This window comes from Hyphomonas sp. CY54-11-8 (genome assembly GCF_000682735.1).
Taxonomy (GTDB): Bacteria; Pseudomonadota; Alphaproteobacteria; order Caulobacterales; family Hyphomonadaceae; genus Hyphomonas.
Genome location: NZ_AWFD01000037.1, coordinates 42,722 through 56,162, shown reverse-complemented (window position 1 = coordinate 56,162; position 13,441 = coordinate 42,722). Strand labels below are relative to the sequence as shown.

General features: G+C 63.1%; 11 protein-coding genes. 4 read left to right on the top strand and 7 right to left on the bottom strand.

Annotated features, from left to right (window positions below; genetic code table 11):
* Nucleotides 1-117 precede the first annotated feature (117 nt).
* The 4 genes from HY17_RS17345 to HY17_RS17330 all read right to left on the bottom strand — a co-directional run bounded on the left by HY17_RS17345 (nt 118) and on the right by HY17_RS17330 (nt 7,162).
* Complete coding sequence (locus tag HY17_RS17345; protein WP_034769011.1) at nt 118-3,363, bottom strand: efflux RND transporter permease subunit; 3,246 nt, start codon at nt 3,361-3,363, stop codon at nt 118-120.
* A complete protein-coding gene (locus tag HY17_RS17340) occupies nt 3,360-4,436 on the bottom strand; it encodes an efflux RND transporter periplasmic adaptor subunit (protein WP_034769009.1) in 1,077 nt (358 codons plus the stop codon). The genes HY17_RS17345 and HY17_RS17340 overlap by 4 nt, the downstream gene beginning before the upstream one ends.
* A 185-nt stretch (nt 4,437-4,621) precedes the next feature.
* Nucleotides 4,622-5,611, bottom strand: coding sequence for a zinc transporter ZntB (locus HY17_RS17335; protein WP_034769007.1), 990 nt, complete (start codon nt 5,609-5,611; stop codon nt 4,622-4,624).
* 12 nt (nt 5,612-5,623) lie between these two features.
* On the bottom strand, nt 5,624-7,162 hold the full coding sequence (locus HY17_RS17330; protein ID WP_034769005.1) for an amidase family protein: 1,539 nt from the start codon (nt 7,160-7,162) through the stop codon (nt 5,624-5,626).
* Between the two features lie 84 nt (nt 7,163-7,246).
* On the opposite strand from HY17_RS17330, the gene HY17_RS17325 reads away from it, so the two are divergent.
* On the top strand, nt 7,247-8,134 hold the full coding sequence (locus HY17_RS17325; protein WP_034769003.1) for an aminoglycoside phosphotransferase family protein: 888 nt from the start codon (nt 7,247-7,249) through the stop codon (nt 8,132-8,134).
* Here the strand turns inward: HY17_RS17325 and HY17_RS17320 are convergent.
* Nucleotides 8,127-8,774 (bottom strand): superoxide dismutase family protein, encoded by a 648-nt coding sequence (locus tag HY17_RS17320; protein WP_197020307.1) that lies wholly within the window; start codon nt 8,772-8,774, stop codon nt 8,127-8,129. The two genes, HY17_RS17325 and HY17_RS17320, sit on opposite strands and share 8 nt — an antisense overlap.
* Before the next feature lie 67 nt (nt 8,775-8,841).
* Between HY17_RS17320 and HY17_RS17315 the strand changes: the two genes are divergently transcribed.
* A complete protein-coding gene (locus HY17_RS17315; RefSeq protein WP_034769001.1) occupies nt 8,842-9,573 on the top strand; it encodes a TlyA family RNA methyltransferase in 732 nt (243 codons plus the stop codon).
* Here the strand turns inward: HY17_RS17315 and HY17_RS17310 are convergent.
* Nucleotides 9,567-10,316 carry a glycine zipper domain-containing protein gene (locus HY17_RS17310; protein ID WP_034768999.1) on the bottom strand — a complete coding sequence of 250 codons (750 nt, stop codon included), beginning with the start codon at nt 10,314-10,316 and terminating at the stop codon, nt 9,567-9,569. The two genes, HY17_RS17315 and HY17_RS17310, sit on opposite strands and share 7 nt — an antisense overlap.
* 119 nt (nt 10,317-10,435) lie before the next feature.
* On the opposite strand from HY17_RS17310, the gene HY17_RS17305 reads away from it, so the two are divergent.
* Nucleotides 10,436-11,509, top strand: coding sequence for a class I SAM-dependent methyltransferase (locus HY17_RS17305; protein WP_034768997.1), 1,074 nt, complete (start codon nt 10,436-10,438; stop codon nt 11,507-11,509).
* A 239-nt stretch (nt 11,510-11,748) separates the two neighbouring features.
* Complete coding sequence (locus HY17_RS17300) at nt 11,749-12,246, top strand: porin family protein (protein WP_034768995.1); 498 nt, start codon at nt 11,749-11,751, stop codon at nt 12,244-12,246.
* A 70-nt stretch (nt 12,247-12,316) separates the two neighbouring features.
* Here the strand turns inward: HY17_RS17300 and aroC are convergent, their stop codons facing one another.
* Complete coding sequence (gene aroC / locus HY17_RS17295) at nt 12,317-13,420, bottom strand: chorismate synthase (protein ID WP_034768985.1); 1,104 nt, start codon at nt 13,418-13,420, stop codon at nt 12,317-12,319.
* Nucleotides 13,421-13,441 lie beyond the last annotated feature (21 nt).

The following is a 13,441-nucleotide window of genomic DNA, read 5'->3' as shown; positions in this document are numbered from 1 at the left end:
GCGGGGCGTCAGGGAGGGAACGCGTGGCGTGCCCGGCGCTGCAGGTCCTGTTTGGCATGGCCGGGCCGAACGCATGCCGAATGCCGCGTTCATGTTCCGCTCAGCTTGTGAGGCTGTTTACTCCGCTGCCGGCAGGGCGCTGTCCGGCTTTTCGTCGGACTTGTCATTGGCCGGTTCGCCATTTTGCAGGAGCCGCACTTCGTCTGCCGGGCGTTGGCCGCGAACGCGGGCCGCGATCCGACGGATCATGTTGCCCGTCCGGTGCGGCACGAGCAGCCAGACCGGCGTGACCAGCAGGATCATGATGGTCGAGAAGGCGAGACCGAACACGACCGCCGTGGCCAGCTGAACCCACCATTCGGCCTCAGAGCCGCCGAAATTGATGGCGCCCTCGCCGAAGTTCACGCTCATCTCGAACACCATCGGGAGCAGGCCGCAGATCGTCGTGCCGGTCGTCAGAAGGATGGGACGGATCCGCTGGGCGGCCGTCGCAATGGCGGCTTCCTCCGGGCTGCGGCCATCCTTACGGAGGCGATTGTAGGTGTCGATCAGAACGATGTTGTTGTTCACCACGATGCCCGCCAGCGCAACGATCCCGGTACCGATCATCAGGATCGACATATAAGGCAGCACCAGCTGGATACCGACCAGCACGCCCGAGGTCGAGATGATCACGGCGGACAGGGTCAGCACGACCTGCCAGAAATTGTTGAACTCCCAGAGAAGGATCACGGCCATCATGAACAGGGCAGCCATGGCGGCCCCGCCGAAGAAGGCATTGGCTTCCTTGGTGTCCTCGTCAGCGCCTTCAAAGCGAACTTCGACGTCGGAGCTGAAGCCCGCCTGGTCGATCCAGTCACGCACTTCCTGCACGATCGCGGCACCGGCGCCCTGTTCCCTTGCATTGCCGCGGACATAGTAGACGCGCTTGCCGTCAAGCCGCTCGATCTGGCTGACGCGCGGCGCAGGCACGCGCTCGACGAAGAGGTTCAGCGGCACATTGCCGTTGGCCGTGGCGACACGGAGTGTGTCGATGGCAGACGCGCTGCGGCTGTCTTTCGGGAAGCGCACGCGGATATCGACTTCATCATCGGCATCGTCCGGCCGGTAGCGGCCAACGAGAATGCCGTTCGTGACGAGCTGCACCGCTGCACCGATCTGGGCGACGTCGAGGCCGTACTTGCCGGCTTCGGCCCGGTCCACTTCGAGACGGTATTCAATGCCGGGCAGGGGACGCGTATCGTCAAGCTCGCGCAAATCACCGCGGTTTTCGGCATAGGTGCGCAGCCGGGCCGTTGCTTCGTCGAGGGCGGCCTGATTGTCCGACAGGAGCGCAATTTGCAGATCCTTGCCCGCGGGCGGGCCCTGTTCGCGAGCCTGGATCTGGAAGCGAAGGCCTGGCACCTGCTGGAGGCGTTCACGCACGGCTTCAAGAGTCTTGCGTCCGTCATGGGAACCGTCGGCCGTTGCAAGGTCCAGCAACAGGCGACCGATCGTGTCGAGCGGCTGGTCATTGGCACCGTCGAAGCTGACACCGCCGCTGCCGCCGGAAGAGCCTGAGCGGGACGAGATGGACTCGATGCCATCAATGTCCGCGACTGCGAGTTCGGCGCGCCGGACGAGTTCCTTCTCTTCCTCGGCCGAAAGCGCGCCCTGCGCCTGGACGAAGACGAAGGCCTGTTCAGGTTCGATATCGAGGAAGAATTCGGAGCGGTGCGGTGTGGAGCCGAACCACATGAAAATGAAGATCACAGAGCCGATGGCGACGCCGGTCACCATCCACGGACGGGCGATCAGGGATTTGACGATACGCACGTACGAGCCGAGCCAGCCTGTGGCCTTTGCCGGGTCTGCATCTGCGGCGAGGGCCGCGAGGTCTGCGTCCGTGCCTTCCGGACGCGCGCCCATGACAGAACCCAGAACCGGCAGGAAGATAAGCGCCATCACCAGAGACGCCGTCAGGACACAGATCAGCGTCAGCGGCAGATAGGCCATGAACTTGCCGGGCATGGAGTTCCAGAACAGGAACGGCACAAAGGCAGCAAGCGTCGTCAGCGTGGACGAGACGACGGGCCAGAACATGCGCTTGCCGGCCATGGCATAGGCGTCCTTGCGGTCCAGTCCTTCGGCCATTTTCCGGTCGGCATATTCGGTCACGACGATGGCGCCGTCGACGAGGATACCCACGGCGATCACCATGCCGAACATGACCATCATGTTGATCGTGAACCCGAACGTGCCGAGCAGCAGGAAAGCCATCACGAAAGAGGCCGGGATCGAGATGCCGACCAGCAGGGCAGAGCGCCAGCCAAGCGCGGCGACGACGATAATCATCACGAGCAGCACGGCGGTAACGATGGAGCTTTGCAGCTGGCCGAGCTGGTTGCCGATCTCTTCGGACGTGTCAGAGGTGACCGTTGCCCGGACCGTTGCAGGCCAGTTGGCCTGTTCCTCGGCAATCGTCTGGCGGACAAAATTGGCCGTATCCAGAACGTTCGCGCCAGAGCGTTTCACCACTTCAATCAGCATGGCCGGCTTGCCGTTGAAGGTCGCAAAGCCCGTCGCGTCCTTGTAGGTGCGGCGGATTTCGGCAACGTCCTGCAGTCTGACGACCGCATTTTCCGTGCGCTTGATGGGCAGGTTCAACGCGTCCTGGGCCGTTCGGATCAGGCCCGGCACCTTGACCGCAAAGCTGCCGTCACCGGTGTCGATCTCGCCCGCCGGAACCAGCTGGTTGTTCGACGAAACAATGTTGTAAATCTCCTGATAGGAGATGTTGTAGGTTTCCAGCATGGCCGGATCGATGACGATCTCCAGCACATCCTCGCGCTGGCCCTGAATGCGGGCTTCGAGGATACCGGCATTGCGCTCCAGCTTGTCCTGCAGCTTCTCGGCGATGTCATTGAGACCGCGCACTGGCGCTTCGCCATAGAGGTTCACCACCATGACCGGGAATTGCGAGGCGTTGAATTCCTGGATCACCGGCTCGCGCGCGTCCTGCGGGAAGAAGCGCTTGGCGAGGTCCACCTTGTCTTTCACGTCCAGCACGGCCTGATCGACATCGACGTCGATTTCGAACTCCAGCAGCAGCGTGCCTGCGCCTTCAGAGCCATACCCATTGAAGGTTTTCAGGCCTTCGATGGACTGGATTTCCTGTTCGATCGGTCGCACCAGAAGGCGTTCGGCGTCTTCCGGTGTCACACCTGCCAGCGGTACGGTGATCACGACAAACGGGATCGGAATGTCCGGGTCGGCTTCCTTGGGAAGCTTGGCATAAGTGACGGCACCCGCGATGACTGCGCAGATCAGGATGGCGAGCACCATACGTGCCCGCCCGATGGCGCCGTCGACGATACTCGTCATGGCTGGGCTCCGCTGGCGGGCACCGGTTCGACCTGGGCGCCTTCAGACAGATAGTCCTGGCCCAGCGAGATGACATTTGCCTGATCCGGCAGGCCCGTAACCCAGGCGCCATTCGGTGTTTCGTCGATCACAGCGACAGGCGCGAAGCGGACTGTGTCTGTGTCGTCGACATAGCGCACGCCCAATTGTCCGGCATCTGACAGGGTGAGCAGGCCGGCGGATATCTTCGTTGCCTGAACATCCCCAACCGGAATGATCAGCTGCGACGTCACCCCGGCCGCGACAATGGCATCACCGGTCTCCAGCTTGGCTTCAACCAGGAAAGTCCGCGTCGTACCGGAAGCCGTCCGCGCGACGTAGCGCAGCGTGGCCGGGAAACGGCGGCCATCGGCCAGCAGCGTTTCACCGCTCATGCCGACTTTCAGCTTGCCTGCCTCTGCTTCGGAGACCTGAACCGAAACGATCACCGGATCCATGTCGACCAGCACGCCGCAGGCCTGACCGGGCGACAGGAAATCACCTGCCTCCGCGAGACGTGTTTCGTAAATTCCGTCGAACGGCGCGCGGATCTGCGTCTTGCCGAGTTCGACTTTTGCGGCGTTGAGAGCGGCTTCGGCTGCATCGAGCTGCGCTTTGGCGGCGGTTGCCTGGTTGGCCGGGCCGAGGCCTTTTTCGGCGAGGCTGGCGGCTGCTTCATAGCTGACTGCAGCAGAAGCGCGCTGGGCCTTGGCTTCTTCCACGCGGGCCGCCCGGGCTTCCACGTCGAGGCCGCAGAGCAGGGTTCCGGCTTTCACGAAGCTGCCTTCGCGGGCCGGCGTCGAGATGACCGTACCCGTGGTTCCGGCTTTCACGGTGACGCTCTTGTCCGGCTCTGTGCGGCCTTTGGCATTGATCCGCATCATGTGCGGTTCGGCGCTCAGCGCTTCAATCACGGCAGACGGCACATCATCGGTGCGCTCGGCCACGGGCTCTTCCTTGTGAGAAGAAATACTTCCGCGCATTACGCTGCGCAGCCCGAAATAGGCCACGATAACTACGAGGATCGTTGCGGCGATGATAGTCGAACGGTTCACGTCTGGATGTCCTTCCCGCGGACGAATAGCAAATATAGGGCGGCAGGTCGCATGAAGAACCGCCGCACGCAAATTTCCTTAACACCCCCCATCTTGCCATACGGCAAACAGACGGGATCAGTTTACCAACAAGCGGCAAGCGTTGGTTAATCTCTAACGTAGGGAATTTGGAAATCCGTCGCGGATTAAATCCAGCGTTGCCAACGCAATAGGGCCAGCGTGCCAACGACCGATACAGCCAGCGCCACGACCAGCGTGATAAAGGCTGCCGGGCTGCCGGCACCGGGAATCCCGCCCAGATTAACGCCAAAAAGTCCGGTCACAAAACTGATCGGCAGGAAAACGGCCGACAGGATCGCCAACACAAACAGGCGTTGATTGGTTTCTTCCGTACTGTTTTGGATCGCTTCCTCATACAGGACGGTGGATCGTTCCCGGATGTTTTCAACGAGTTCTGTGAGCCGCGTGATCCGGTCCGCGGATTCGCGCAGGAAGAGCAGGTCCTGTTCGCTGAACAGGCCGGACTGTGCGCCATCCCGCACCAGCGTACTCAACGCCTCGCGTTGCGGCATGATGTGGCGGCGCACCTGCAGGACCCGCCGCCGGAAATCCGGCAATACGGACCGGTCGATATGTGTTTTCGGGTCCAGCAGTTCGTCTTCATACCGGTCGGCTTCGTCGTCGAAATCGTCCAGCACGGTTTCCATACGGTCGGTCAGCCGGTCGGCAATGCCAGCGACCAGTGCGCCAGTGGAAGTGTCGATCTCTCCTGCCTCGACCAGCTTGCGGACGTCCGAGGCCGAGCGCACCGGCCGGGCACGCAGGGTGATCAAAACGTCCTCAGTGGCCCACATACGCAGGGTGACGAGGTCTTCGACATCTGCCCCTTCATTGAGGTTCGGGCCGCGCAGATTGATCAAGTAGCCGTGCCCGTGACGTGCGGCGCGCGGACGCGTCTCTTCCTGCAGCAGCGCCTGCACGGTCACGCGGTCCAGGCCACTCTTGCGGTAGAGCCAGCCCTGTGCCTGGGCGGAGTGCCGGTTGAGATGAAGCCAGACACGCTTGAACTTCGCGTGCCCGCCCTCCAGAACCTCATCCCAGGTCAGGGGCGTGTGGTGCCCGGCCTCGTCGAAACCGAAGCCGAAGAGAAGCGGTTCGTTGTTTCCGGGCTCCATCACTATCTCCGGTTAGAAAGCGGAAACCGGAGGAATTTTGCCGGCCCAGGGCCGTGCCTGTTCCAGTTCCAGTGCCAGTTCAAAGAGCAACTGGTCGTCACCGCGCTTGCCTGAGAACATCGCGCCAACGGGCAGGCCGCCATCGGTCCAGGCCAGAGGTACGCTCATGGAGGCAGCCCCCGACACGTTCATCGGCGCCGTGAACGCCGCGAAGGTGATGATACGGTCATACAGGATTTCATAATCGACCGTTGGGGCCTGTTCGCCGAGTTTGACGGCCGGGCTGCCGGTCGTCGGCGTGAGCAATACGTCGATGTCGGAGAAGCCGGTGTCGTACACGGACTCGAAATTCTTCAGCCATGCGACGGTCGCGTCCATTTCGTCCTGGCGCGACAGGAACATGTTGGTCAGGCCGAGTGTCCAGGGTTCGACAATGTCCGGGCCGACCGGCTTGCCGGAGAAGTCACTCGCCTGTTGGGCGAATTCGGCGGCGCCGGCGGCCCAATAGAGCAGGAAGCGGTCGATGAATTCCTCGCCGGAGAAGGGCGCCTTCCAGGCGACGACTTCGTGGCCGAGGTCGGTGCAGAGTTTGGCAACGTCTTCCAGGGCGGCTTTTGTTTCCGGGGCGACCGGTGTGCCGGCATAGGCGTCGGTCGTGAATCCGATTTTCAGGCGGCGGCCGACGGGCTTCAGGTCTGCAGCGAGCGGCGCATATGTGCCGTCATTCACCTGCGTGTCGCGGAACAGGCTGATGGAGTCGCGAACAGAAATGGTGACCGCATGCTGGACAGAAATGTCGACCGGCGGGGCTTCCGGCCCATGGGCGGGCAGCTGGCCGCGGGACGGCTTCAGGCCGAACACACCGCAGGTGCTGGCCGGGATACGGATCGAGCCGCCGCCATCGCTGGCATGGGCAAACGGCACGACGCGCGCGGCAACAAGCGCCGCTGCGCCACCGGAAGACCCACCGACAATGCGCGTCGTATCCCACGGATTGCAGGTCTCTCCGGTCACCAGCGCCTCGCTGGACGCCATCAGGCCCATTTCCGGAGAGGTGGATTTGCCGAGCACGACAACGCCTTCAGCGCGCCACTTTGCGGGCAGCGGATCGTCCGTACCGGGGTTGTAGCCTTTGAACGCCCGGCTGCCATACCAGGTTTCGGCGCCATTCCAGTTGTGCAGGTCCTTGATAAAGGTCGGCACGCCCTGGAACGGACCGGCCGGTGTGTGGCCCGCTTCAGCGCGGGCCGTATCGAAGATTTCGGTCACAACGGCATTGAGCTTGTCATTGATTGCATTGGTGCGGGCGATGGCGGCGTTGACTTCAGCCAGCGAGGTCGTTTCGCCGCTGGCAATGCGCGCGGCCATTTCCGTGCCGTCGATCCAGCCAGCCGGTACGGACGAGGTGGGGGCGACGGGCGCGGCGGCCGGTGTTGCTGCAGTGCCGACGGCGGCTTCCGGTGCCGTCTGGGTTCCTGTCTGGCCGCAGGCGGCCAGTGCGCCCATTGCGGCGCCGCCAAGCAAGACGCCCCGTCTCGTGATCCGTGCCATGTGTTTCGCTCCGATTCTGTTTTTTTGCTTTGTGGGCGGGCAAGGTGTAACGGAGCGCCCCGCAGCGCAAGAGGAGAGAGAGGGATGGTAAGTGGAACGCCGGCCGCAGAGGTCGATATTACTGAGGACCTGATCCGTGACCTGTTGCAGGCGCAACACCCGGACCTTGCTGACCTGCCGATAGAGATTGCCGGGGAAGGGTGGGACAATGTGATGGTTCGCCTCGGACCAGACCTTGCCCTGCGCCTGCCGCGACGCGCCGTGGCCGACCAGCTGCTGCGCAACGAGCAGCGATGGCTGCCAGAGCTTGCGCCCCAGTTGCCGCTACCTGTGCCGGTCCCGCTGCGGACAGGCCAGCCGCAAGACGGATACCCTTATGTGTGGAGCGTACTGCACTGGATCGAAGGGGAGACCGCAGACCTGGCGCCATCGGATCCATCAGAAGCCCAGGTTCTGGCGGGTTTCCTGAAGGCCTTGCACAGGCTCGCCCCTGATGAGGCGCCTGACAGCAATGTGCGGGGATGTCCGCTCAGTAACAAGCTTGAGGACATAGGGCGGCGCATGGCTTTGCTTGCTGAGGAAACGAATGCGATCACACCGGAGATCCGGCACGCATGGGGCGCGGGACTTGCCGCGCCGATTGACCTGCCGCGCCTCTGGGTGGCGGGCGATGTACATGCAAGAAACGTCCTTGTGCGGAATGGGAAACTTGCCGCGTTCATCGATTGGGGGGACATCTGCGCGGGCGATCCGGCGAGTGACCTCGCCTCCATCTGGGGCCTGTTCGAATCTGCCGACGCGCGGCGCGCAGCCATTGAGGCATATGGCATGAGTGATGCGACGCTCACCCGTGCGCGGGGCTGGGCCGTCATGTACGGCGTCCTGCTGCTGGAGACGGGCCGGCACGACCATCCCCGCCATGCGAAGATGGGCGCCGACACGCTCCGCAGATTGAGCGCGGACCTTACTTGATCACGCCGCAGGCAACGCGGGCACCAGCCCCACCGATCGGCTGGGTCATGTGGTCGTCTTCGCCTTCATGGATGATGATGGCTGAGCCGTCATCGGCAACAAGGGCGCTCAGCGTGTCGAGCGTGGTGAAGGCTTCATAGCCGGCCGAGCCGTCGGCGGCCGCCCAGATGTTTGGTAGGTCGCCATTCTCGGGCCCTTTCGGGTTCAGCAGGCCGTGTCCGCCTTCCATCTTGCCGACATGGCCGCCGGACATCTTGTACATGCCGACATCCGAGCAATCGCCCGTGGCGTGGAGGTGAATGCCGTGCCAGCCGGGGGCGAGGCTGCCAGGGGCCAGTTCGAGGCGGATCATAAGTCCATTCGGTCCGTCCAGCAGGTTCGCAGACCCGATGCTCTGGCCTTCGAGGCCAATCATGTCGGCCGTTCCACGGGCCATGGTCGGGAAGACGCCGTCGGCCGGGCCCGGCATGTCAGGCATCATGCCCTCATGGTCCATCATTTCCATCGGCATGGCGGGTGCGGCGTCTTCGGTGGCGGCGGGAGGAGTCTCGCTACCGGCTTCCTGCGGCGTTGCCTGGGCGACGCTCGCACAGGCGCCGAGGGCGATGGCGGATCCGAGAAGGGCAATGCGGCTGATCATGGGGAGTCTCCTGTTTACAGGTCTTTGCTATAGCATGCTTCCAACGTGTGTCGGGAAGACCTGTTCCATGAAAGATCGTGCCGATCGCTTGCTGGTAGCACTTGGCCTGTTCGAAAGCCGCGCCAGTGCCCGCGCCGCCATCGAAGCAGGCCTTGTGCGCGTGGATGGTGTGCAGGTCACAAAGCCTGCGCAGGACATTTCAGCCGACTCCGTGATCGAGGCGGACCCGGCCCACCCTTATGTCTCGCGCGGCGGACTGAAGCTGGCGCAAGGGCTGGAGGCCTTCGGCATCGACCCGGCTGGGCGCGTGTGCCTCGACATCGGCGCATCGACCGGTGGATTTACAGAAGTGCTTCTTCTGAACGGTGCAAGCCATGTTATCGCCGTCGATGTCGGGCGCGGCCAATTGCACCCGCGTATTGCCGGGGACGCACGTGTCACCAATTACGAGGCGACCGACGCGCGCAGCCTGACAGCGGAGATGCTGCCGGAGCCGCCGTCGCTGCTCGTCTGCGATGCGAGCTTCATCTCGCTCGAAAAGCTGCTGGAGGTGCCGATGTCGCTTGCCGCGCCGGGGGCGGATTTCGTCGGCCTGTTCAAGCCGCAATTCCAGGTCGGCCGGGATCATGTTGGCAAGGGCGGCATCGTCACGGACATCGCGGTCGCCGATGCCGCGGCAGAGCGGTTCGAGGCCTGGATGAAAGAAAAAGGCTGGCCCATCCATGCCTGGACGGCCAGCCCGATTTCTGGCGGCGACGGCAATGCCGAGCGCCTGTTTCATGCGGTGAAGACTCAGTAGCCGCCGTAGAGCTCGTCCTCGTCGATGATTTCCCATTCGCCATTATAGCCTTCACGGCAGGCTGTGGCCGGATCGCGGATCACCTGGCCGTCCGGCAGTTCAACTTCACGCCAGACGGTGCGGCATTCCTCAGGTTGAGGGGCAGGGGCCGGCGCTGACGCGCGCGGCGCAGGAGTTTCCGGATAGCTCGGATAAGAGGAGGGGTAGCTGGCCGGTGCGGGCGCTGTTGCGCGCGGATGCGTACGCAGGTCCTGCGGCCTGCCATAGAGGCCTTCCGTCGTTTGCGGGATCGAGCTGCCGGAATATTCCGATGCGATGTAGGGATAGGCGCCATAGTCAGCGCGGTAGCTGCCGCCATAAGGCGTGGCGACCTGGCACGGCGTCGAGCTGCTGGACGCCATCGCATTCCCGGCGACGCCGCCGACAATCGCGCCGAGCAGCGCGCCGGCGACGACTTCGCCGTCATTGTTGCCCTTGTCCCAATAGCCGTAGCGGCCGTGACGGCCATAGCGGTTGTAGTGCCAGCGGCTGTCATTGTCGCCGATATTGTTGCCGATGGCCCCGCCGGCTGCTGCGCCGACAATGGCGCCGATCACCGTGCCAGCAGCCTTGTTGTCCTTGTTCTGGCGCTCACAGGCCGAATTGTAGGGCGTGTTGTAGCCATAGGCCTGCGCCGAAGCCGCGAGGGGAGCAGCACTGACGGCCGCCAGGGCGATACCGCCGATCAGAAGAGACTTCACCATCTCATGTTCTCCTTCTCCGGTGGCCGCAGGACCACCAGTCTGAGCGCCACACTGGCAAAGCCAACCTGAACCGGACCTGAAGGCTGGACGCGCGCCAGCAGTGCCCACATATTCAGGTCATGGGACTGTTCAATCGTGCCGCCCTTGCAGCAGGACGCGCCCGTTATGCGGCGGCGCAGGGGATGCGCTCGGCCTGGTATGCGGCGCAGATGCGGGCGGCGAAATCCCGCACGACCGGCTTTTACCGGCCGGATGATCCGGATTTCGCTCCGACACGTGGCAAGCCGGACATGGCCCGGTTGCGCAAGGCCTATTTCGATTTGTTCCTGCAGGACCGGCGGAATGTGGAGGCGGGTCTCTATCCCGCGCCGCGCGATGTGAGCATCGCACAGCTTCCCAATGCGCTGAAATCCGCCCGTGCTTTCCAGGCTGATGTCGAAGCGGTGGAACGCCGCCGGCAGGAACGGAACGGTACGGAGGTGCAGGCAGAGCTGCCCGAAGAATCCAACCGTTATCCTGAATACTACCGCCAGAATTTCCACTACCAGTCCGGCGGCTGGTTCAGCGATGACAGCGCCGAACTCTACGATACGCAGGTCGAGGCGCTGTTCACCGGCACGGCAGACGCGATGCGCCGCGCAGCGCTGGCCGAGATTGCGCGCGAACTGAAAGGCCAGGATCAGCGAGGCGTTTCATTGCTGGATGTCGCCTGTGGCAATGGGCGGTTCCTGAAGACGGTGATGAATGTCTGGCCGCGACTGCAGGCCGCCGGACTTGATCTGTCCCCGAACTATACGGACGCTGCTCGCAAGCGGCTTGCGCCCTGGCAGCAGGTGGAGGTTTTCCACGAAGCCGCAGAAGCCATGCCGCTACCGGATGCCTCGCGCGATATTGTCGTCTCCATTTTTCTGTTCCACGAACTACCGCCGGAAGTGCGTGCGCCGGTGCTGGCGGAGGTATTCCGTGTACTGAAGCCAGGTGGCCTGTTCGTGCTGGCGGACAGTCTTCAGTTCGGAGATTATGACGGGGTCGACAGTGTGCTCGAGTATTTCCCGCACGGCTTCCATGAGCCTTACTACAACTCCTACCTCGCCTGGGATGTGACCGATGCGGCCACCGCGCAGGGCTTTGTCAAAGAACGTGAACAGCTGGCTTTCCTGACGAAAGTTACAACCTGGCGGCGGCCTGACTGACGAGGCCTTTCGTTTAAGCCCTGTGATCGATGCGTGACCGGTTTGTGGCAGCCGTGTGGCATAGGTGTTCACAAGGTTTCTGCCACTCACATTTCAGTAAATTACCGAGGTTTCACAAAGTGTTGTGGCGCCGCCACAGGCGGATCACAGCATGCGAAGATGCTGTTTCCGTAAGCTTCTTTTCAGCTGAAATGGGCCTAGTTCATGCCCACGCAATCTTGCGGAAACAGGAGTAAAAAATGAAACTTGCACTTGCTTCAATTGCCGCCCTCGCTGTCGTGGCCCCCGCTTTTGCCGAAGGAAATGTCGAGCTTGGCCTCGGCTATTCGCACTTCGATGCAGACGGTGCTAACCTCGACGCACTCACCGCGCGCGGCACCTATTTCTTCAACCCGCATGTCGGTGTGGAAGGCGAAGCCTCGGTCGGTATTGGTGATGACAATGTCGGCGCAGCCAAAGTCGAACTCGACAATTCGCTGGCAGCCTTCGGTGTCGTCCAGATGCCGGTCGCCGAGCGCGTCGACCTGTTCGCCCGCGCCGGTTACGCCAGCAATGACTACAATGTCGATGTCCCGGGCCTCGGCAGTGCATCCGGCAGCGATGATGGCTTCGCTTACGGCGTCGGCGGCAAGGTCTATCTGAACGACCGCTTCGGCGTGCGCGCAGACGTCACCCGCTATGAGGGCGACGACACCGATGCCGACGTGATTGCCATCGGCGGCATCATGAAATTCTAAGCTTCCCACCTCTCCAACGGGAATACGCTGTCCCCGGTGCTGCGGCACCGGGGACTTTTTTGTTTTTTGATCAGTTGCCGGTCTGGCCGCGGTGGCGCAGTTTCTGGTCGGCCAGTACGCAGGCCATCATGGCCTCGGCCACCGGCACGGCGCGGATACCGACGCAAGGGTCGTGGCGGCCTTTGGTGCGCACATCCACATTCTCGCCGTCGCGGGTGACGGACTGGACCTCGTTCAGAATGGAAGATGTGGGCTTGATGGCGATGCGGACGATCAGATCCTGGCCGGTGGAGATGCCGCCAGCGACGCCGCCATTATTGTTCGACAGGAAGAGGGGGCCGTCATTGCCCGCGCGCATCTGGTCGGCGTTCTCTTCGCCGGAGAGGACGGCGACGCCAAATCCCGCGCCGATCTCGACGCCCTTCACGGCATTGATGCTCATCATGGCGCCGGCCAGTTCGCCGTCGAGCTTGCCATAGATGGGCGCGCCCCAGCCGGCAGGCACGCCGTTGGCCTGCACTTCGACGATAGCGCCGGTGGAGCTGCCCGCCTTGCGCGTCGCGTCCAGGAAGTCTTCCCACTTCGGGACCATGTCCGCATCCGGGCACCAGAAGGGATTGTCCTCGACGATGTCCCAGTTCCAGTTGTCGCGGTTGATCGCATGCGGGCCGATCTGTACGACCGCGCCGCGGATCACGATGCCATCGCCCAGCGCGCGGCGGGCCACAGCGCCAGCGGCGACCCGGGCGGCTGTTTCGCGCGCAGAGGAACGCCCACCGCCGCGATAGTCGCGCACGCCATATTTGGCGTCATAGGGATAGTCGGCATGGCCGGGCCGGTAGCGGTCGCGGATCTCGCCATAATCCTTGGATCGCTGGTCGGTGTTCTCGATCATCAGCGAGATTGGTGTGCCCGTGGTAACCGGGCCACCAAATTCTTCAAGTGTCCGGTCGTCCTCGAAGACGCCGGAGAGGATTTTCACCGCGTCCGGCTCCTGGCGCTGCGTGACGAAGCGCGAGGTGCCGGGGCGGCGTTTGTCCAGGAATTGCTGGATGAAGGCTTCATCCAGCGGCAGGCCGGGCGGGCAGCCATCGACCACACATCCGAGGGCCGGCCCGTGGCTTTCGCCCCAGGTCGTCACACGGAAGAGATGGCCGAACGTGTTGTGAGACATGGCTGCCCTTGATGGCCAGTC